This is a genomic window from Exilibacterium tricleocarpae (assembly GCF_007004655.1).
Classification (GTDB): domain Bacteria; phylum Pseudomonadota; class Gammaproteobacteria; order Pseudomonadales; family Cellvibrionaceae; genus Exilibacterium; species Exilibacterium tricleocarpae.
In genome coordinates, this window is sequence record NZ_ML660091.1 from 85,327 (window position 1) to 106,104 (window position 20,778).

The window sequence follows — 20,778 nt, forward strand, 5'->3', positions numbered from 1 at the left end:
GCTACATATACGACGAAAACAACCAGAACACAGCGTCCCGCAAGCGGCTCACCAATCCCTGGCGGGCGAAATCCTCGGTCGTCAGCTTGCGGGACTTTTTCAACACCTTGTTGCAGTGTTTGCCCAAGGTCTTCACCAGCGCGCGGTCAAAGACTTCCACGACAACCTCGAAGTTCAGGGTCAGGCTGCGGGGATCGAGATTCGCCGACCCCAACAGACAGTAGTAGTCGTCGATCAGGCAGAGTTTGCTGTGGGAGAAGGGCGGGGCCTGATAATAGATTCGCACGCCACGCTGGAGCAACTGTGGCAGCATACGCCGGGTGGCCCAGTGCACATAGGGCAGGTTGTTGCGGCTCGGCAGGATAATCCTGACATCGACGCCGCGCATGGCCGCCGCCTGCAGGGCGCTGATCAAGCCCTGGGGCGGCAGGAAGTAGGGGGTCATTATCACGATCCGGCGCCGGGCGCTGGACAGCACGCCGTTGAGTAGCATGGGCAGGGTGTCGATATCTTCGTTGGGCCCGTCAGCCACCACCCGGCAGATGGCGGTGCCCTGATGCTCCACCGGCTCATCGGGTATCTGCAATGCCTCGCGAGCGGCAAAGAACCAGTCGTCGGCAAACACCTGCCACAAATGGGCGCTGGCGGGTCCCTGCAGGCGAAAGTGCAGATCCTGCACCGCGCTTTTCCGGTCATTATCCTCCAGGCAGTGCCGGGCGCTGATATTGATACCGCCGGTAAAGCAGGTATAACCGTCGATAACCAGAATTTTGCGGTGATTGCGCAGATTCAAATTGACCTGGGGAGGTAGCAGTTGCGGCGGTAAAAAACGCGCGACTTTGACGCCGCGCTTTAGTAACTGGGTGCCGATACGGCGCCAGCTATAGCGTTCGCCGACCCCATCGACCAGGACCCTGACCTCCACACCGTTACCGGCGGCCTGTACCAGCGCCTCCGCGAACCGCAGCCCGATCTCGTCGTTGTCGAAAATATAGCTCGACAACAGAATCTGCCGGCGCGCAGTGCGAATGCCGCCCAACATGGCCGGGTAGGCCTGCTCGCCGTTGTGCAGCACCGCCACCTGATTGCCGTCGCACAGGGGAAACGGTGTGGCAAACGACACCTGGGCGGTGGTCTGTGCCCGCAACGGCAGGCCGGCCTGGCGCAACATGGCCTTGGTGGCGCTGGCCTTCTGCGGCCGCTGCGGCGAGGTATGGGTGGAGGGAATATTCAGTCGTCGCGCCCGGGTACGAATGCGGTTGATGCCGAACAAATAGTAAAGCAGGGGGCCGGCCAGCGGAAACAGCAGACAGGTGACGATCCAGCCAAACGCAGAGACATTGTCGTTTTTGTGCAGCAGGGCATGGCCGCCGGCCGCCAGCGCCATCACCGCCAGCAGGATAACCGGCACCCACACCGTCCATTCGGCCAAAAACTGTTGCAATACCTCGCTGATAGCGCCGTCCCCCTCTGCCGATCCGCAAATATGCGGCACACAGCGTACTGGAAACCCGTTGCTATGCCAATAAGGCTGAATTAGTCATTGCCCACTGCCGGGGCGCCGGGCGTCACACACCGCCTGTTACCCGCGCAACGGCCAGGGCCGGCCGTATTTCAATCCCGCACGGCTACCACAGCGCACTGATATTCCACGAGTGATTGCGTGGCACTTGATAACCGTTGTTGTGCAGCCCTTCGAAATAGCGCCTCATGTCGGCGCAATTGTCAATTACAGCACTGCGAAAGTTATACTGGCCGATTTGTCTGTTCGGGTGAATCAGCGTCAGCGGAAAACCGTTATCCGCTGCGGGTGCAAACGGACGCCCGGATTCGGCATTGCGGTGCATCCGCTGGTTGACGACACCAGTCTGGTACCTGTTTGCCTCTCGTATTTTCATACCCTGGCCATAAGCAGCTCCCATCTCCGCATTTAACTCGACAATAACCTGGAACAGCCGTTGGGTGATATTACCTCGGTAGGGGGCTTCGGCATCGGTGCTCCAACCCGGGTTGGGCGACTTTTTTACAGTAAGCATTCAGGCATAAAATACACTTGAATACACATCAGGTACAGTCTAAAACTCTCTATTTTTCAATGAGTTAAAATAAAACCGTGGCATGAAAACGGCTTGTTTTGGCACTTGAAAATACTGTTGTTTTTAAAAAATGGTGACTTAGACTTTGCCCATTTTTGAATGATTTTTATCCAAAAATATTGATTTTTTCGCCTTGCTCCTCAGCATCGAATCGGCCCAGCCTTGGGCCGATTCGATGCTGAGGAGTAGGGTGAAAACATCCTGCTCTGAGCTGGAAGATAAGGGAGCAAGTTATCTGCTTAGAAAGCACGCAACCAGGTCTTAGGTTTGCTAGCCTGTGATAACGTGGCAGCCGTTAACGGAAATCACCAATACGCGTATAATAGCGCCCACCACTGACAACTTGGGGGCACGTTATGAAAGGATAACACCCCTGATACTCCTGTTTTAGTCTATAGGTCCTACACGGAGATGAAACCCAGCGAGTTGGAAAAACAGCTAGCCGCTTTAAGCATCAACAAACTGGCCCAGTTATTGGCCGATGAAGCGTCGATTAATACAGCCTTGAGAAAAACGCTGGAGCTGGCTATTGCCCAAAGTGATCCTAAGCAACTCAGCAAAACTCTTAAGCGGCAAATTCAAAGTATTAAACGCAGCCGTCGATTTATTGACTGGCGTGAAGCCGGTGAATTTACACAGGGTCTTTATCAGCTAGTCACTTGTATTGAACAGGACTTATTGCCACAAGACGCCCAATCCGCCGGTGATTTGCTGGAGTTAATGTTGCAGCTAGATGGCCACCTGTGTGAACGTATGGATGACTCCGGTGGTGACCTACGCCTTTTATTTGACGAAATCATGGCTGCATGGGGTAAGGCGTGGGTACACACTGAAACGCGTGATAGTAATGCCCTGGCGGAAAAGCTATTTCGGCACCTTGCCAACAATGAGTACGGCCTTAAGGATGATTTGGTTCATCACTTTAAAGTGGCCCTCGGTAATACTGGTTTAGAAAAACTGGAGGGGCTTATTACAGATAATCGCGATCAATTCAATGATTATGCGCTACCTGGTATTTTAGAAGATATTGCCGATGCCTTCGATGATGTGGATAAATATATCGCTATAGCGACCAATAAGCGTGAATTGAATGAAAAGACAGTTTGCGAGATTGCAACGCGCTTAATCGACAAGTGGCGCAGTGAAGAGGCCATTCAGTGGCTACTGTACAAACCCAATGATATCAGCCAACCCGACAGCGATACCCGGTGTGACTTAGCGAGAGCCATCCCCTCTGAGCGCTACAAACTGTTACTCAAAGCCTATGATGCAGAAACGCTGCTGGAAGAAGCACAAACGCTACGCTGGCGGTTATTTGAAACCACATTGGGCCAGGACTATTACCTGAGTTTGATAAAGCACCAATCTGCGGACCAGGCTGCCATTTTAAAACAACAGGCATTAGACTTCGCTTTAGAACAATACACCGGTAGCCTAAGCACACTATTAAGCTTTCTTGTCGATGTTAATGCCCTGGATCGGGCTTCTCAAGTAGTGCTTGAGCGGCATGAATCCTTAGATCCCAATAATTATTGTGATTATCGACCCTTATCGAAAACCTTAGCTAATACGGGTTATTATTTGGCCGCCTGTATACTGCGGAGGACGTTGGTGGACGGCACCCTTGGTCGTGCCTTATCAACACATTACCGTTATGCCGTCAGTGATTTAAAACTGGCTAGTCGTTATGCCGGGCAGGTGACGGACTGGCAGTCCTTCCCCACTCAAGCGGAATATATGATTAACCTTAAAGAGACCCATGGCCGCAAAAAAGCGTTTTGGACAAAGCTTGAGACAGAAAAATAAGCCATTATCTTTATGTCGATTCACACCGATTCTGGTTCTTGGCGATCACCAAATTCATAACGCTCGGCTAAATTGAAGCTGAGCGTCAGGCTTTAATTCGGCCCACTTTTTGTAAGTTTACTTTGTGATACGCAGCCTTTTAATTAAGCAAGATGATCCGCTACCTGTTTCTCCGTGAAGTGTTATTGTTTTTTCCGAGTGCAGTGCTGCTAATAAAGTGCTATAAAATTCTCTGATATAAGTTTCCTCTGAACCAAAATAGCCCAGCGAGCAGCCATTTGTCATTGATGACAACTTAACAGCAATATTGTTATTTTCCCATTGCCTCATGTCGATATAATCGACTGTTCCTGCTCCGATTTTTTGCCAGGCATTGGCATACATTGGTAATAGAAAAACTAAAGTAGTAGCTAACTTCGTGAAATACTTCAATTTATACTCCTTCTCTAAATAGATCCTGAGTCATAACAGTGTATTCAAAAGCCGAAGTTTAATATCACTTTTGCCGCTTATTGTAAAGCGAATTTTCTTTCAGCCAGCTCATGCCTTAACCTCACTTTGAGCCGGAAGGTGTTTTCTCAATAAATTAAGCGGATTATCCCAGTCAATCACTGCGGGCATAAAACAGGCCGGAGCCCTTTTCAAGGCTGGCGTTGTCATGTCCGCAGTCCTACCAATAATATGTTGATAGTGCAAGACACTGCACTCACAATTTTTTACAAATAACGAGTTGTGTTAACTGTTGATAAGTGCGTCTTAAAAGAGTCGCTCTATATGGACGAAAATTCACAAATAATTCATATTAGTGCAATCATTTTCCTTACAATCGACTCTATCATCAGCCACACAAAATTTCTCGTGATATATAACGACTTAACAAAATGAAAGTAACTAATGAAATAAGTTGTTGTTTCTACATCTTTTAAAATCAATGCCATCTTGATAGAACCGTCCGGCGAGCTGTCGCAGGCAACTGCACGGCTGTGAGCTTTGTAAAAATCGGTCATGCTCGACTGTTGAGTAGAGTTTTTTTACGCTAATACTGGGATTTATTAGAAAATGAAAGTAATCAAGCCAAATAAATCGACGGCGTTTTTCTTGTTGCTGATGTCGCCACTAACTTTTTCCGACTCTATTGTTGATCAGTCATTCTCTCTGCATCCGGGTTGGAATGCGCTCTATCTGGAAGTTGACCCCGACGATGGCGATCCGCAAACTGAAAATGATAGAGCACCTGGCAAGGTGTTTGCTGCACCAGAAATTTCCAGAGTTTGGTCGCACCCTTATGCCTCGACAACCGCCCAGTATATTCAATCACCTTCAGATAAAGGGTTTAACGAGGCCGGCTGGAAACTCTTTATTCCCGACCAGCCAGGGAGTAATAACGAGTCATTTTTGACGAATTTGTATGCGGTGATTCCCGGCCAAGTTTATCTGGTGAAGGTAACAGGTAGTTCGGCGATCAATATTACCGTACGCGGCAAACCTGGTTACCGTCCTATCCAGTGGCAGCAGCAACAATTCAACTTGGTGGGTTTTTATGTTGATCCAGATCAACCGGTGACTTTTGCCGACATGCTGGGGTTGTCGAGTGGACAAACCCCAAGCATTTATACTCTGGGCAACAATAGCCAGTGGACTCTCGTTCCCAATGGCAAAAACACTGTAATTGAATCGGGCAAAGGGTACTGGGTATACAATGACGGCTCGACTTACCAAACCGGCACATTGCACATTCCACAAATCCTGCAAAATGGCTTGTCTTTTCAACAAGACAACAGAATCGCTCAGCTCTCGCTGATAAACCGCTTAGCATCGACCACCAACATGAGTTTCTCGGTAGATGATAATTTCCCTTTGCTGTATTTCACCGGCTCAGATGACGAGGATGTCATGCCGCGCTGGCAAGACATTGGCCAGTTAACACCAAGCGTTGACCCCGGTAAAGCATTTCGCAAAATGGTCAGCGTCGATCTGGGGCGCTTGGCAGCAGGCGGCAATGATTCGGTGTTAACCATCCGTGGTGGTGGTATGCGTATTCGCCTGCCGTTAAGTGCCGCTCCCTCCGAGGGCCAAGCCGGTTTGTGGGTGGGGCTTGCGATACTCGATGAAGTGACGAATGTACACTCAGCCACGCAACAAACAGAGCCTGCGCCGGCACCGCTGCACTTTAAGCTACTGCTTCATGTGGATGATAGCGGGAGTGCTCGTTTGTTGAAGCAAGTCTACCTGATGTCCAAGGTGATAGACCTTCCGGGAAACCAGGGAGTAGACACGGAGGCGGTGTTAGTGACCAGTGATGCCTGTTTAGGCAGCTTTAAACCGCTCAACCTGACTAATAGAGAAGGCCAAGGCCACCGGTTAAGCACATCGGCATTTGATTTTGCAACCAGCAGCTTGCCGTTAACGGGCAATATCACTCAGGGCGGTGCACTGACTGCGCAACTGCTCATTGAGCAGGAGTTGCCCACCCATCCGATGAAACATAGATATCACGTGAGCCATGATGACAAGGATAACTACAGTGGCGAACCTATCAATGACGACGGCAATACTTCTCCTTTTTACGATGAGGTCTGGGATATCACCCGCAGTATCAGCATGACCCCGGATCAAACCCTGTCACCCTCGCCAGAGGCGGGTATGGGGCAACTAACGGGTGTTTACAGTGAAACCATCGCCGGCATTCATAAAGATGCCATCACCGTTAACGGACGGTACTTGCTGCAACGTATCAGCCGTGTCGCCCGGTTGGTCGAAGACGGATGTCAACTACCATGATGAAATTATGCAGACGTTATTCAACCAAAAAACCACTGTACTTAGTCTTCACCCAATTAACCAACACTCAAAGGCCTATCACCGTGCGTTACCTGTTATTGATCTTGTTATCGCTATCGCTCAATGTCGCTTGGGCCTTTGATACCAGCGATATCGCCCCCTATACACTCAAACTCGATGGCGCGGGTAATCAACGTATCGTCGAATCGGTGTCCGACGACGACGGTAACCTGTACCTGGTGGGTTATTTTGAGGATGCACAGAGTACCGGGGACGAGACGCCCTCTATCAGCTTGTTTGAAGATACTGATAACGATGGCCAAAGGGAGCTGGTCGCCGGAGGGAGCGCCGCCACCGATATGCACACGCTCGCGGGTAAAAACCGCGGCGGACGGGATTTGTTTGTAGCGAAACTGGATTGGCAGGGTGAGTTGGTCTGGTTGAAAACCGCTGGTGGTGAGGGCAACGATGTTGCCACCGGTGTGGTTTATGACCGCCGCAGTGGCAAACTGTTTATCTCCGGGTTCTTTCACAATATAGCCAGCTTTGGTTTGCAGGAGCTGCATGCAGTGAGTGGTGATGCGGGTCTGCAACCATTGAGCACCAGCAACCTGTTTGTTGCCACACTCAATCCGGTCGATGGCCAGTGGCTTGAGCAACAAGCCCTGCCTATTGGCGTCAGTATAGACTTTGGCGGGGATTCTTTTAACGCGCTGGTTCAGGGGCTGCGCCTGGGTAGCGATGATGACACGCTCGGCAATGGTTTGGTTATGGCCGCCAATACTGACAACTCCGAGTCGGTGATTGCCCTATATCTAAAAGGTCAAGTCCTAAATAGCCACACAATATCACCGAGCCGTACGCCAATCGGTTCGCAAGTTTGGTCCGCAAGCCTGGGATTGCAAGGGCAGGCAAGTGAGCACTTGGCGACATTCTACCGTCCGGCCGACAAAGAGAAGAGCACCGTCTCGGCGGGTGACTGGGCGTTTGCAGTACGTTTGGATTACATCGACGAGCCAAACGGTGCATTGGGTGAGCAGCGTTGGAATTGGCGCTGGCTCACCCGAATAGATACGCAACAAGCGGGCCCGCAGGGTGTCGAGTTGACGCCTGTTAGCAATTGTGAGAATCAGGCGCCGGGCAGTCTGTTGAAGGGGGGAGCGCTGGGTGCTGCTGTGGTGAGCCGAACCCTCAACAGTGATGATCCTCATTGGAGTGATGACTATGGCGGTGTAGATCTCATGGCTTTTCCTCGATTCGATTTTCAGGACCCGCTGCCGGCGGGTGCCAAAATAATATCCACCACAGTAGAGCTCGGTGCCTTTTTGTGGGAAGGTACAACTTTTGGATCTTGGCATTTTGTTAATATCAACGGTGATAGTATTGGTACACGTGATACCAAGGCTTCATCGGATTGGAGAACGCTTTATTATAGTACCGATGCAGACTTGTCGAACTATCGTTATGGCGGCACCAACAGCCTTGCGCTATTCGCCTTAGTGACGCCGGTTTTTGTACGCAGTTATTCCATCGTTTTTCACTATGTGATGGGCGACCCTAACGCTGTTGAACTGTGCCATCGCCAGCAAATTAACACCATGGCGATCGATACAGGGGCCGGCTTGGACAGCGACTTGTATTTCGGCGGTAAGTTTCGCGGTAATATCCGTTTGAGTTCGACTACTGAGTTTCACAGTGAGGCTGGGCAGTACAACGGCTTTGTCGGCGCCATTAAAGCAAACGGCCAACGCAAGTTCTTTTCCACCGTTGGTGGTCAGTCTTCCGTGCAGAGCCTGTTATTTAGTGAGACTGATAGCCGGCTGATAGCCGCCGGCTATGTACAACCAACGCCAGATGCGAATGCCCCCATTGTACTCGACTCTTTTGACTCTGCCAGTGATATAACACTCCACCCACAATGGGACAACAACCAGAGTAGTCCATCCAATGTACTGGTGGCTAAAGTAAGCACCGGTGGCCGTTGGGACTGGGGTGATATCAGTCAGCAGGGGCAGGGTCTGGACGTCGTTAAAAGCCGCTCTGGTGATTATGTGCTCAGTGGTTTTATGCCAACTGAAGACGCATTCGCGATAGATGGCAGCACTACACAACCGACAGCAGAAAATCAAGTTGTTGAGTTTTCATCGGCAGTGTATTCATCAAATTTAAACACCTGGAAAAACTATAACTTTGCCGGCGGTACCTACACGATAACAGCGATCCGTGGACGGTATACTGCCTGGAGTGCCTGGCGCCAGACTCACTGTACTGATTACAATGGGTGTTCGAATCAACCGGGCTGGTTACATGGCTATGAAGTGTCTTCATCACAGATGGCCCATGCAGTGGGAGGACGGTACTCTTCAAGTCGACAACAACTGAGTGTCAGGAGCGCGGGGCGTTATCCTGATGAGCAGTCTGCGCTCGCCAACAGCCGTTTGACTGCGTTTACTTTATCTAGTGATGGCGTTGTCGGTTTTGCCGTCGCTGATCCCAGGCCGAATGATAATCGCGGCGGCATGGCGCTTAAAGTCAGCCGCGTAGATAACACTAAACGCACCATCACAGGTCGCAAGCCGCTACTGCTGGGGTTTCGCGAAAAAGATGACGCCAGCGGCGTAACGATCAGCTGGCGCAAGCAGGGCAATAACGATGCAGCGCTTGCCTATGGCCAATCACTGCATCTGAATAATCTCAATACGCTGTATTTTATCGCTTCAAGCGTGGCGGGGCATGGGCAAACCTTTGCGGTAACACATCGCGATAGCAGTAGCGCCGATGAGCTAATCGCGGGGGGAAGCCTGCTCAATGTGTTGGACCCCATAACAGGAAGCTTTCTGCCCGAATTTCAAAATTATCGGGAATATATTGTTGGCCAGCGTATTGATCTACCCGCAGGTGGTGTCAAAGCGCAAAACTCGATTTCCCTGCGCAAGTCCTGGATCAATACCACAGCGGCCAGCACAGATATTGGTTTTCACGCCCCGATAAGCGCCAGTAGCGGTCAAGCGCCTATTAATACGCCTTTGCTGACGGTTAACTCACTGTATGATGTTTATGCGGCGGGTCCTGTCGAGCGCGCCTTGCTGCTGTGGCCAACCGATAATAGCACCGCCAATGTTAATCAGCCGCTGACTGGCCGAGCAGTGAAGATTCGCTGGCCAACGGTCTCTGAAGGCTTGCAGGAATACCTTTACTCTGTCGATACGGATGTTGGCTTATTGCCCGTGCCGCTAAATCAGGATACGCAACAGGATAACCCACAGCAATTCGCCTGGTTACACTATAATGCCACAGTTGCGACGAGCAACGGTGGCTCGCCGAGCACCACCGGCGTCAGCACCGCCAATAATCTCTTGCAAGCATCGGCTGAGCGTATGGCTTCGCTGGTGTTTTTTGCCGAAGATGACAGCCTACAGGCGCAGCCAAGCATTGTGGCAACCCGCAGTTATCCATGGCATCACACAGATAAGTTTACCGCTGATCTTGTCGTCGATATCGGCAAGGCACTGGACTCGCCTGTTAGCAATAATGCGGCGGGTGGTTATGTGATGACAGAGCTTGCGCGCTATGATGTGGGTGATCCCGGCAAGGACATAGTTGTGTATGATCGCGCAACACAGCAGGGACAGATTTTTCCAGTCAACGAAAACGGCCAGGGTGACTCCAGTGGTGACGGCCGAGACGACGGCCGCACTGATGACCTCTATGTCACTTGGTATCAAACCGGTGCGCTGGGGCGCAACTGGCCGGTGCAAGCGCGCAGCTATATGCCCCAGTGGCCCAGCGATGCCGGTTTAATTGCCTTAACCAGTATGCTCGGTTCAAAAGGTTTGCATAACGCCAGCGAGCAAGACCAACTAACGGGGTTGAACCAGGGCAACAATCAGCCGGTAGTTTATGTGCAGAACGATCGCAGTTTGCCCGGCTACAATCCCAACGAAGAGCATGCTTTTATCGATCCTTACCAGGGCGACAGGGCCGTGGTGCACGCTTTACGGATGGATTTGAACCATTATCCACAAGGCACTAAGACCTCGGACCCCTATGTGTTGGTGCGCTATTGGCAACAGGCGTCAACCGACTATGCCTATCGCGTTTACCGTGTCGCCTTTAACAGCAGCGACTATCCGGATTTTAACCTGGCAGCGGTTACCGCCGGGTCCAAGGCCGGCATTCCCGAGTACTTCCAACACTACATCTCCGCATTGACCAGCCACGGTGCCAATGGCGAAGCCTTCTGGATAGATCATACCGATAGCATATGGTCGCGTTCGGGTGATACACCCTTGCAAGTCAATTATCGGTATCACATCAGTGCCAAGGATGGCTTTTGGCTGGACCTGGATGGCGATGGGCAAGCCGATGGCGAGGCGCAAACCTCGTGGCTGGATATCTACAATTGTCAACAGGCCCAACAACAAAATCCGAATAGTGATTGCAGTGATCTGGGCGCTTATACACTGACTTATCAAACCCGATGGCCTGATACCATTCCACAGTTGGCTATCGGTGATACCTTGTTTGATGCCATATACACCGGTGCCGATTTACGCGTGGTGTACGACTCCAGCGACCCGTTTGACGAACAGGCGCGCGCCAGCACTGAACGCCTGGCAAACGCCAGTGTGCGCTTGTTTAACTCTGCAGCCCCAGTGCGGCTTTTTGCCGGTAAGCTGCCGACGCAGCCCAATGGTCACAGCTATCGCTTTGTCAGAAGCAGTGACAGTCAGGGGCCGGTGATTGTGGTCGAACAAGTCAATGGCGCAGGCGTCGTGATTGCTGATGTTCGCCTGGCGGCGCGGGTAACTACCGAGGGCGGTGGTTTGCAGGAATATGATTTTCCCGCCCTGCCATCGGATGTGCGCTATCGTCTGCGTTTTAAATTTTTACCTGATAACAAGGGTTATTTCTACTTTGTCGGCGGGCAATTCAGTCCACAAAGCGGACAAGCGGATGTCAGCAGCGATTTTCATATGCTCAATGTGATCAACGCCAATGAAAGAGCTATTTTGCAACGCTTGGATAACAGTGGTGCCTTTCCGTTCAACAATGTGGCAGATGAGCAGATTACGCCGTGGGATGCTGTGGTACAGGCTTTATATATTCAGTCGCGCAATCCGCACCTGTTGGACCTGGATGGCGATGGTCAAATCGATGACGGCATTTACGCTGGCATCGAACCGGTCACCACAATCGATGACGAGGGTAATACGCAACTGGTGACATCAAACGGCAAACCGTTGCTACAACACACCACGGTAACCGGCGCCGGCGCACTGACGGCCGCATTTGCACGGCAACCTGCACGCGTGGTGGTGGCCAGTAATATCGATGAAGACAGCACCGGACCGGTGACGTTAACGGTGGTGGATATTGTGCAGCCCGTAGAGCAGGGTCACGTTAATATCTTTCACAATGAACTAAACAAGCTCGACCGCCAGCTGATTTTGCGGCAAGCCATGGACTTGGGTGGGCGCAGTGAGGAGATGATGTTCGAATGGTACTGGCACCCCGATGTAGGCGAACCACCGGCCATTGCCGATATCGCACTCAATACCGATGGTTCGCCGCAGTCGACTTACGACAGCCAAGGCACAAATACCGGTTGGCGCAGGCTGGTCGGCGACACTGCCACCAGCGTGGTGGATTCCGGATTGCCGTTGCTGGCCGATGGTTGGTTGTTGTCGCGTTACAGACTCAAAGACCGCACCTTGCTAAACAGTCCCTATCACGGTTGGACAGCTCTGGCAGGCGAGGCGATAGTACCCGGTCAGCCAACACAGCCAAAACGTATGCAGGGCTGGATTAAACGCGTCATGTCCAGTATCAATGCCTATGAGCAGCGCTACAGTGATTTTCACAACAACAATGTGAATAGCTACACCAGTATGCTGCAACAGGCGGGGCGTGCTTACGGTGGTGATGTAGCGCTTAATCAAGACAATGATCATCTCAACCAGATTGGTTTGATTGAGCTTTATCAAACCCTGCTCAATGAAGCGCGACGCCTGAGCATTGATGCCGATGTCCCTATCGCCGGAGAAACGGCGGTATACAATCAATTGCTGTTTGCCGCCAGCCGCATTGCCAGTTTATACACCCTGATTGGTAACGAAGCCTTCTCGGATGCGATGGACCCGACGGTAGGTGTTATCGACAACGGGGGTAATACCAACACCTTGCCGCCGACCCGCTTTGCCTTTGAAAACCAGTTGGCGTCGTTGCTGGACGAAGAGTTGGCGCTGTTGCGCGGTGTCGATAACAGTAACAGCGAAACCGGTAATCGCCTGCTATGGAACTTTACCGGTGGCGACGGCGAGCCCACCTATGTGCAGGTATACGGCTTGGCCGACGGCAATGGCGATGGTTACATTGAGGATGATGCGCGCATCAATTATCCCCAGGGCCATGGTGATGCCTGGGGGCATTATCTGAGTGCCAACAAACTTTACTATTCACTGGTGCGCCACCCCAACTATGAGTGGACGCCGCTGACCGATAGCGCCAACGTATTAGGTGTGGACCTGACTGTGGATTACAAAGATGAAGAGCTCTTTGTAAAAAGCGCGGCCGCCAAGGCGCGCACCGGTGCGCGTATCGTTGATCTGGTATTTCGCAAACACTACAGCCATGCTGCCTCCGGCCGCTGGCAGGGCTACAAGGACAATATTGCCGAACGCGCCTGGGGTATGGATGGCTGGGCTCGCCGCGCCGGCCAGGGAGTCGTGCTGGATTGGGCCCTGGCCAATGCCCTACTGCCTTATGAGGACAGTGATGCCGACAGCGATATTGAACGATTGGATCGTAAAAACGTGCCCAGCCTGGGACAGCTTAGCTTCGCGTTGCAGGAAATAGAAGGTATTGTCAGCAATGCCGATCGAGGTAACTTGCCGGTGGGCTTGGCGGGCGATGCCATTGCCTTTGATATCAGCGCCAGCGAGCTATTGGAGGGAAAAAGCCATTTTGAACAAGTGTATGATCGAGCGATAGCCGCTGCCAACAATACCCATAACCTGTTTGATTATGCCAGTCAGATCAGCCAACAGATTCGTGCCAAACAACTGACCGATCAAGAGTTCGAGTTGTTGGAAGAAGCTAAAGAGCGCGCGTTTAAAACGCGGATGATTGAGATTTTCGGCACGCCGTATGAAGGTAATATCGGCCCCGGCAAACTCTACCCGGCAGGGTATAGCGGACCGGATATTTATCAATTTGACTATGTGGACAGCGACCTGCCCGCACTGCCGGCCTCGCAACTGCAAACGGTGACTGTCGAGCTCGATGTTGATCGTGGTGAAGGGATCGGACAGTTCTTTTTCCCTTACGATCTCTATGGAGAGCTGTTATACCCTAACAATCTCAACGGCCAGGAAGAGTTGGAAAATCACTTTGGTATTGCCGACAAGATTGCCATCGACTATCCGTTAAGCACATCGGGCTACCCCTATGTGAAACCGGACGCATCCTGGGTCAGTCGGGCCACAACCGGCAAGGTGCAGTTGCAAGCCGGTCAGTTGCAGTTGATTCAGGCCAAAGTCAATACAGCACTGGCGACACAGCAAAGCCTGATTGGCAAGATTCAAGCCGAGATCGATTTGCTGGAAGCGATCTCAGTGCTTAGGGCCGATGATCTCATTAGCTACGATTTTTTGAATGCTGACTACAGAATCCTCACGGATCGTCTGGCGGGCTTGCAAGGGTCTGCTCAAGCGTCGGTGTTGGCCGGTGAAGCGATTTATCGCACTATCGGGATTTTGGGCAGTAACGCAACCGGGCCCACGGCCGTTGGTATGAGCAACGATGCGTCTACTGGCGGAAAAATGGTTGTATCGTCAAACTGGTCGATGGTCTCCGGTGCGTTAATCGTGTCGTCCGCAGCCTTCTCTGCAGCCGCTGCAGCCACCCAGGACGATGTACAAAATGCCGCCTTTAACCAATCGATAGAGCTGAAAGAAGACGGTTTTCCGGTAGAAATCCAGCGACAACTTACCGTTATCGAAAACCTGATGCACGAAGAAGCAAAGATTCGCTATAACATTGTCGAATTACTGCAGGAGGCCACCAATGCGCGGACACGCTATGATCAGTTAGTTTCTGAAGGCTTTGGTATTTGGGCTGAGCGCACCGCGTTTCGCAAGGAAGTGGCCAGCCGTACCACGGCGCGGCGCTACGAGGATATGACCTATCGTGTGTTCCGCAATGATGCCTTACAAAAATACCGCGCCAGTTTTGATTTGGCCACCAAGTACGCCTATATGGCAGCCACGGCGTTTGACTACGAAACGGGCTTGCTCTCCGATAATACCGATGTGGATCAGTCTTTCTACGAACAGTTGATTCGCCAGCGGGCACTGGGACAGTTCACCGGCGGCGAACCGGTAGCGAATGTTGAAGGGTTGTCTGCACCGCTGGCGGCGATGCGCGATGCCTATCAGGCCGCCGGTGGTATCTTGGGTAGTGTCGATCCTCTGGTGCAAAAGTTTGATTTCTCGTTGCGCCGTGAAGCCTTCCGTATTGTCGACGATGAGTCAGGTCGCGACCGCTGGCGGGCGTTGCTGCAAAATGCGCGGGTGGCAAACCTCTGGGATCTGCCGCAGTTCAGTCAATTTATGGTGCCGCCTGGCGGCTCACAAAACAGTGCGTTACCGGGCATTGTATTGCGTTTTGGGACGATGATTGATTTTGATCACAATTTCTTTGGTTGGCCCAAAGGCGCGGGCGATACGACCTATCCCAGCAGTTACTCCGCAACTAAACTGTACCGGGTTGGTTTGCACTTTGACGACTATCCTGAGACAGTCAGTGGCAGCCCGGCCTTGTCGACCGCCTATGCGTACCTTGTACCGGTGGGTACCGATTTATTGCGCTCGCCAACGGATATCAATCAACTGCGCTCCTATCAGGTAATGGATCAATACATTCCCGCGCCCACCAATTTGCTCGCCAGTGCCACTAATAATGATGAAATATGGCTGCCGACCAATGGCCAGGACTGGACTCAGCGTCGACGAGTCAGTGAGCTGGAGGTGAGCACGGGAGAGGTCTTTGATTTTAGTGCGGTCAATCGCAGCAGTCGTTTAGTGGGACGCTCAGTGTGGAATACCGAGTGGCTGCTGGTTATTCCAGGCTACAGCTTTATGGCCGATGACAATCTGGGATTGGATATTCTTATCAATGGCGAGCCGACGAACTCGCTCGATAAGGGCATCTCCGATATCCGCCTGGTATTTGAAACCTATAGTATCTCGGCCCGCTAGGGGTCGAGTACAAGGTATCGGATAGACCTTAATCAAATGACAGGATATAAACAGATGAAGCATATCGGGTGTACACTGACCGCTTTGCTAGCCATGGTGTTGGTCATCAGCGGCTGTGAACGCAACGCGTTTGTCGCCAAGGTGGGTGGCCAAACCATTTCGGCGGCAGCGTTGTTACAAGAACTTGAACACGCGGGGCTACCTGCCAGCAAGCAAAACCTGGAACTACTGCTCGGCCGGCTTATTACGCAGCACGCAGCCGAGTATCAGGCCAAAGCGTTGAACTTGGACGAGGACCCCGACTATCGGCGCAAAGTGCGCTTGTTGTCATTAGAAGTGTTGCGCGAACGCTATAAGCAACAGGTGCTGCAACACACCTCGCTGGAGGTGACAGAGGCAGAAATTACATCGGCCTATGAGCAGCACCAAACGCGTTTCTTTCGCCCGGCCAAGGCGCGCGTAGCCCTTATTGTATTTGAACGCAGCGCTCAAGACTCAGCCAAACGAGTGGCCGAGTATCTTGATGAGTTGCGCACCCTCGAAGGCGATAAGCGCGATATGCAGTTTCAGCGCCTGGCGGCCAATCACTCGATGGACAGGGCCTCGCGTTATCGCGGTGGTGATATTGGTTATCTGGTGCAGGGAGAACAAAGTCACTGGCCCGCAGCTGTAGTAGAGCAAGCCTTTACATTAACAACGGTGGGTGAACTCTCCCCGGTGATCGAAGCCAATAGTGCCTTGTACATTGTGAAGCTGGTTGAACACCAGGCCGCGTTTACTGAGCCGTTGGCCGCTGTGCGCAGTACCCTACGGCAAGAGCTGGCAGCGGAAAAGTTTGATGCTATCAAACAGCGTGTTGAAGCAAAGCTGCTGGAAGGCTTGGCGGTTGATCGCAACGAAGCGCTGTTGGCGAGCTTGCGTTTACCTTCCGGTGACTCAACCAGCGTGGAACTCCCTGGGCCGGCACTGAAATAATCGACTAGCTTTATGAATTTAGGAAGGGTTGCATCAATGAAAAAAAATTGTGTGATAACCGGGCTTGCACTGGCAATTAATATCAGCGCCCATGCCGCGCTCACCGAGCCGCCCAATATTTTTTATGGGCGAGTAACGGTAGATAGTCAAGCGCTAACCGCCGCCGATAGTGGCTACAGCGTTGTGCTTAAGTTAAATAACGTCGTGCTCGATAGCTACTCTATGGGGTCGAGTTCCTCGGCGGCGGATAACTATGTTATTCGGGTGCCGGTCGATACGCTGGGACAACAATCGCAGGATGTTGCCCGCGAAGGTGACCAGATTGATTTTTACCTCACCACGCCATCCGGGTCAGAGCAATGGCTTGCCAGTGACTATGTGGGACGCCGCGGCTTGATTCGACCACTGCAGCTGGGAACAGTGAATACCGCTCCCAATAGCGTGGAGGAATCGCCTGGCGGCTGTTTTGATCAAACCAGTAGCGATACCTGTGTGACAGGTACCTCGATTCAGTCTGCATCCAGCGATGGACGCTCGACTGCGTTGGCTGCTGCGCAACCGCAGTTCGCATCGATGACAGCCGGTGGAAAATCGACCGTTGTGCTAGCGCCGACGGCTACATCTGAGGCTGATCTGATGAGCGCGGCTGAGTTCTCGGCCTGGGTTGGCAATGAGTACAGCGTTCTGAGCTTACCTGAGAGCGTTTATGGTTATGAGTTTTACCGTAGCCGCGAAGCTGACTGTGACTGGGCCAGTTACACCAGTTGTGATAACGGGCAGATGGATATTGTGGGTAGTTCCGCGATCAAAGACAGTGCCGCCACCCTTAAGAATTTAGCCTATTACTTTCTACAAAACAACGCCACGTCTACCTCAGTTATGACATTGGATGCCCGGGAAGGGTCTCCTGTACTACCGCCAAAGACCGAGCAGGTAATCAGCTTTAATGGCAAACTGTGGTTGTTTGCCAGGGGCCCGCAGAACCAAGCTCAAGTCTGGTCATCAGCCGATGGTATTTCATGGCGCGAAATGGACCTCGCTACCCCTTTTCCCGGCATGAAAGAAGGTTATGCTGTAGCGGTTTTTTCTCAACGTATATGGATAATTGGCGGAAAAACTGAGGATGGAAATTTCAGTAAAGCTATTTGGTCATCAGAAGATGGTCTTCACTGGCAAGAGGAAAGCAGTCACGCCGGCTTTTCTGCCCGTGCGCATCACCAATTGTTAAGCTATCAGGGGCAGTTATGGCTGTTTGGTGGTCGAGATGAATTGGGCCGCAAAGCCGAGGTGTGGACCTCAAGGGATGGTGTCAACTGGGAGCAGATCGAGACACGCTCTATGCCGGCGGACCGCGAAGGTTTTCAGGTAATTCCCTTCAAAGACCGTTTTTGGCTGGTAGGGGGTGAAAAGAATGGTACCTTTTACAGTGATGTCTGGTCATCAACCGATGCCCGTGAATGGGTACAAGTGTCACTCGCTGATGCGTTCGCTTCCCGGGCCGGGCATCGTTTGGTAACTTTTAATGATCGTCTTTTGTTACTTGGCGGGCGAGACTCAGACACTTACTTTGACGATATATGGTTCTCTGAGGATGGTCTGAACTGGCGCAGTAGCGATGCTGCGTTTAGCGCACGCGAGCAACACCATGCCGTTCAGTTAAATGGCCAGTTGTTTATTCTCGGTGGCAACGATGGTAAGCCGATACACGATGTCTGGTCATCAAATGATGGTTTTAAGTGGCAGCGGGGAACGAAGCTTTACGCTATTTATCGTTGAGTCGCAAGCTGGTTGGTTGATAGCATTACCGACCAGCGAGCCTCTAATTCGCAGACTGATCAGACTCCGCCGGGGGTTGCGCAGCCGCAGCATCACCGACGTCCGCCGGCAGTCCGCGACTGGCGCCAAACCGGTTCAGCAATTGTGTCGCTTTATACAGTTGCTCGCACAAACGCTGGGTAATATTCAATTGCTGCAAAACCGCAGAGATACCCGCCATATCCGTTTCGCCGGCAGCCCCCTTGATCAGCAACGCCTCGCGCTGGTCGTGACGGGCGTCAGACAGTTGCTTGTTCAGGCCGTGGGTCGCGGGCATTTCGAAGGTGTTTGCGGTCATATCAAGGCTGGCGACAAATACGCGCAACAGATCCGTATAAGCGGCGTTGAACAACGGATAGTTGGCCTGCTTTTGCGCCGCGCTGGTAATCTCTGCAATATCGTGAACGGCGGTGCGAAAGTTATGACTGACCCGAGTCAGCACCATCAGATCGGCGGCGGCCTCCTGGGGCAGGTTGGTGCGCCCGAGTTTAACCGCAAAGTTGGCGATCTTGTTCAGCAGCTTTTGCAGTCTGGTCCAATCTGTCGGGGTCGCGGACGGCGCCGTAAGACTGTCCATAAGTTCTTCCACCAACTGCCGCATCAAGGCGGTGACATGGACCAGTTCATAGTACAGGGCATTGACCCCCAACTCCGGCAGCGATAAAACCGTGTTGTCGATATATTTGGGTTTTATCTTGTTGTTGTCGGTCGGCTCGACCACCTTGCGTTTCAACCACTTGATCAGGTAGGGCGTCGGGTACCACATAATGATGACGCCCAGCACATTGAACAGGGTGTGAAACACCGCCAGTTGCGAGGCCGGCATGGGTGCGATATCAAATATCCCCATCAACCACACCTGCAGAGCCAGCAGCGGCCACAGTAACAACAGGGCCACTGCCGCGGTGACCGTATTGAATACCAGGTGCAGGCAGGCCAACCGTTTGGCGCTGGCGGTGGCGCCAATCACCGACAGCAACGCCGTCGAGGTGGTGCCGATATTGGCACCGATCACCAGGGCCGCACCGAGATGCAGCGAGACGACCTGACTGGCGCTGGCGGTCAGGATAATGGCCAGCACGGCACTGGAGGATTGCATCACCGTGGTCATCAGGGCACCGGCGACTACGCCCAGTGCCACGCCGGGTATGCCGAGGGCGTCGAGTTGAGACAAGTCCAGCAGCCCGGTATTGCCCTCCATCGCATGTTTCAGAAAACTGATGCCCAGAAACAGGGCGCCGAAGCCCGTCAGGGCCGTGCCGACAGCCGCCAGGCGTTCACGCTTTTTGGCCAGTTGCAAGGCCATACCGATACCGATAAAGGGCAGGGCGAAGGCCTCGATTTTCAGGTTGAGGCCGATCAATGCCACCAGCCAGCCGGTCATGGTAGTACCGATATTGCTGCCGTAGATGATCCAGGCCGCCTGTTTGAGTTTGAGTATACCGGCGTTGGCAAAGCCGATTGTGGCGGCGGTAACCGCGCTGGAAGACTGCACGCTGGTGGTGATCAAAAAACCGGTGGCCACTCCCCGCACCGGAGTGCGTGTCGATGTTTCGAGCAGGTGCAGTAGCGAACGGCCGGCGGCAAGGCGCAACCCTTCGGTCATCATACCCATACCCAACAGTAACAGCCCGATGCCGCCGAGCAGGGCGCCAAATTGACTCCAATCCAAGTGTTTCTACCTCCGCTACTGTTTTGTCAGTCCCGATTATAACGCAATGTTCACCGGCGAAATGCCAGCCCGCTGTCAGCGCCGCGCGGTGCCGGATTGGCATGTCGAGAACAAGTCGTTATTACCCATATGTTTATTGAGGCGAAATAAAAAGTTGCAATACACAGGCGGCTGTAGTAATAATTACACACGCATAAAAATTGATTTAGCAACTCCATGCTTTCCTAAGAACGCTGTCGATATGTGCTATTTGCGGTATCAAAACACCACCACAAAAGCAGATTGCTCTACTGACTATCTTCTCAGCGAGTGGTTTGACGAATAACCCGATCCGGATAAATCCGATTGGTTGGGTGTGTCCGTCGCGGTTACC

At 52.4% G+C, this 20,778-nt stretch carries 9 protein-coding genes; 5 read left to right on the forward strand and 4 right to left on the reverse strand.

Going from position 1 to position 20,778, the window contains the following annotated elements; all coding sequences use genetic code 11:
• Position 1: 1 nt before the first annotated feature.
• Both cls and FKG94_RS08660 read right to left on the reverse strand, forming a co-directional pair.
• Complete coding sequence (cls, locus tag FKG94_RS08655) at positions 2-1,495, reverse strand: cardiolipin synthase (RefSeq protein WP_218943483.1); 1,494 nt, start codon at positions 1,493-1,495, stop codon at positions 2-4.
• 133 nt (positions 1,496-1,628) lie between these two features.
• Positions 1,629-2,036: a hypothetical protein gene (locus tag FKG94_RS08660; RefSeq protein ID WP_142903829.1), complete on the reverse strand. Its 408-nt coding sequence runs from the start codon at positions 2,034-2,036 to the stop codon at positions 1,629-1,631.
• Positions 2,037-2,507: 471 nt separating this feature from the next.
• Here FKG94_RS08660 and FKG94_RS08665 point away from each other — a divergent pair, with 471 nt between their 5' ends.
• Positions 2,508-3,902: a DUF6880 family protein gene (locus tag FKG94_RS08665; protein WP_142903830.1), complete on the forward strand. Its 1,395-nt coding sequence runs from the start codon at positions 2,508-2,510 to the stop codon at positions 3,900-3,902.
• A gap of 117 nt (positions 3,903-4,019) precedes the next feature.
• Here the strand turns inward: FKG94_RS08665 and FKG94_RS08670 are convergent, their stop codons facing one another.
• Complete coding sequence (locus FKG94_RS08670) at positions 4,020-4,334, reverse strand: hypothetical protein (protein WP_142903831.1); 315 nt, start codon at positions 4,332-4,334, stop codon at positions 4,020-4,022.
• Positions 4,335-4,961: 627 nt separating this feature from the next.
• Here FKG94_RS08670 and FKG94_RS08675 point away from each other — a divergent pair.
• The 4 genes from FKG94_RS08675 to FKG94_RS08690 all read left to right on the forward strand — a co-directional run bounded on the left by FKG94_RS08675 (position 4,962) and on the right by FKG94_RS08690 (position 18,694).
• Positions 4,962-6,683: a hypothetical protein gene (locus FKG94_RS08675; protein ID WP_142903832.1), complete on the forward strand. Its 1,722-nt coding sequence runs from the start codon at positions 4,962-4,964 to the stop codon at positions 6,681-6,683.
• A gap of 83 nt (positions 6,684-6,766) precedes the next feature.
• Complete coding sequence (locus FKG94_RS08680) at positions 6,767-15,943, forward strand: hypothetical protein (RefSeq protein ID WP_142903833.1); 9,177 nt, start codon at positions 6,767-6,769, stop codon at positions 15,941-15,943.
• Between the two features lie 54 nt (positions 15,944-15,997).
• Complete coding sequence (locus FKG94_RS08685; protein WP_179957559.1) at positions 15,998-16,918, forward strand: peptidylprolyl isomerase; 921 nt, start codon at positions 15,998-16,000, stop codon at positions 16,916-16,918.
• Positions 16,919-16,930: 12 nt separating this feature from the next.
• A complete protein-coding gene (locus tag FKG94_RS08690; RefSeq protein ID WP_142903835.1) occupies positions 16,931-18,694 on the forward strand; it encodes a Kelch repeat-containing protein in 1,764 nt (587 codons plus the stop codon).
• A gap of 43 nt (positions 18,695-18,737) precedes the next feature.
• Here the strand turns inward: FKG94_RS08690 and FKG94_RS08695 are convergent, their stop codons facing one another.
• A complete protein-coding gene (locus FKG94_RS08695) occupies positions 18,738-20,405 on the reverse strand; it encodes a Na/Pi cotransporter family protein (protein WP_142903836.1) in 1,668 nt (555 codons plus the stop codon).
• Between the last annotated feature and the right edge of the window lie 373 nt (positions 20,406-20,778).

Coding starts and splice junctions, on each gene's coding strand:
- FKG94_RS08660 (WP_142903829.1), bottom strand. CDS start 2,036: ATGCTTACTGTAAAAAAGTCGCCCAACCCGGGTTGGAGCACCGATGCC.
- FKG94_RS08665 (WP_142903830.1), top strand. CDS start 2,508: ATGAAACCCAGCGAGTTGGAAAAACAGCTAGCCGCTTTAAGCATCAAC.
- FKG94_RS08675 (WP_142903832.1), top strand. CDS start 4,962: ATGAAAGTAATCAAGCCAAATAAATCGACGGCGTTTTTCTTGTTGCTG.
- FKG94_RS08685 (WP_179957559.1), top strand. CDS start 15,998: ATGAAGCATATCGGGTGTACACTGACCGCTTTGCTAGCCATGGTGTTG.
- FKG94_RS08690 (WP_142903835.1), top strand. CDS start 16,931: ATGAATTTAGGAAGGGTTGCATCAATGAAAAAAAATTGTGTGATAACC.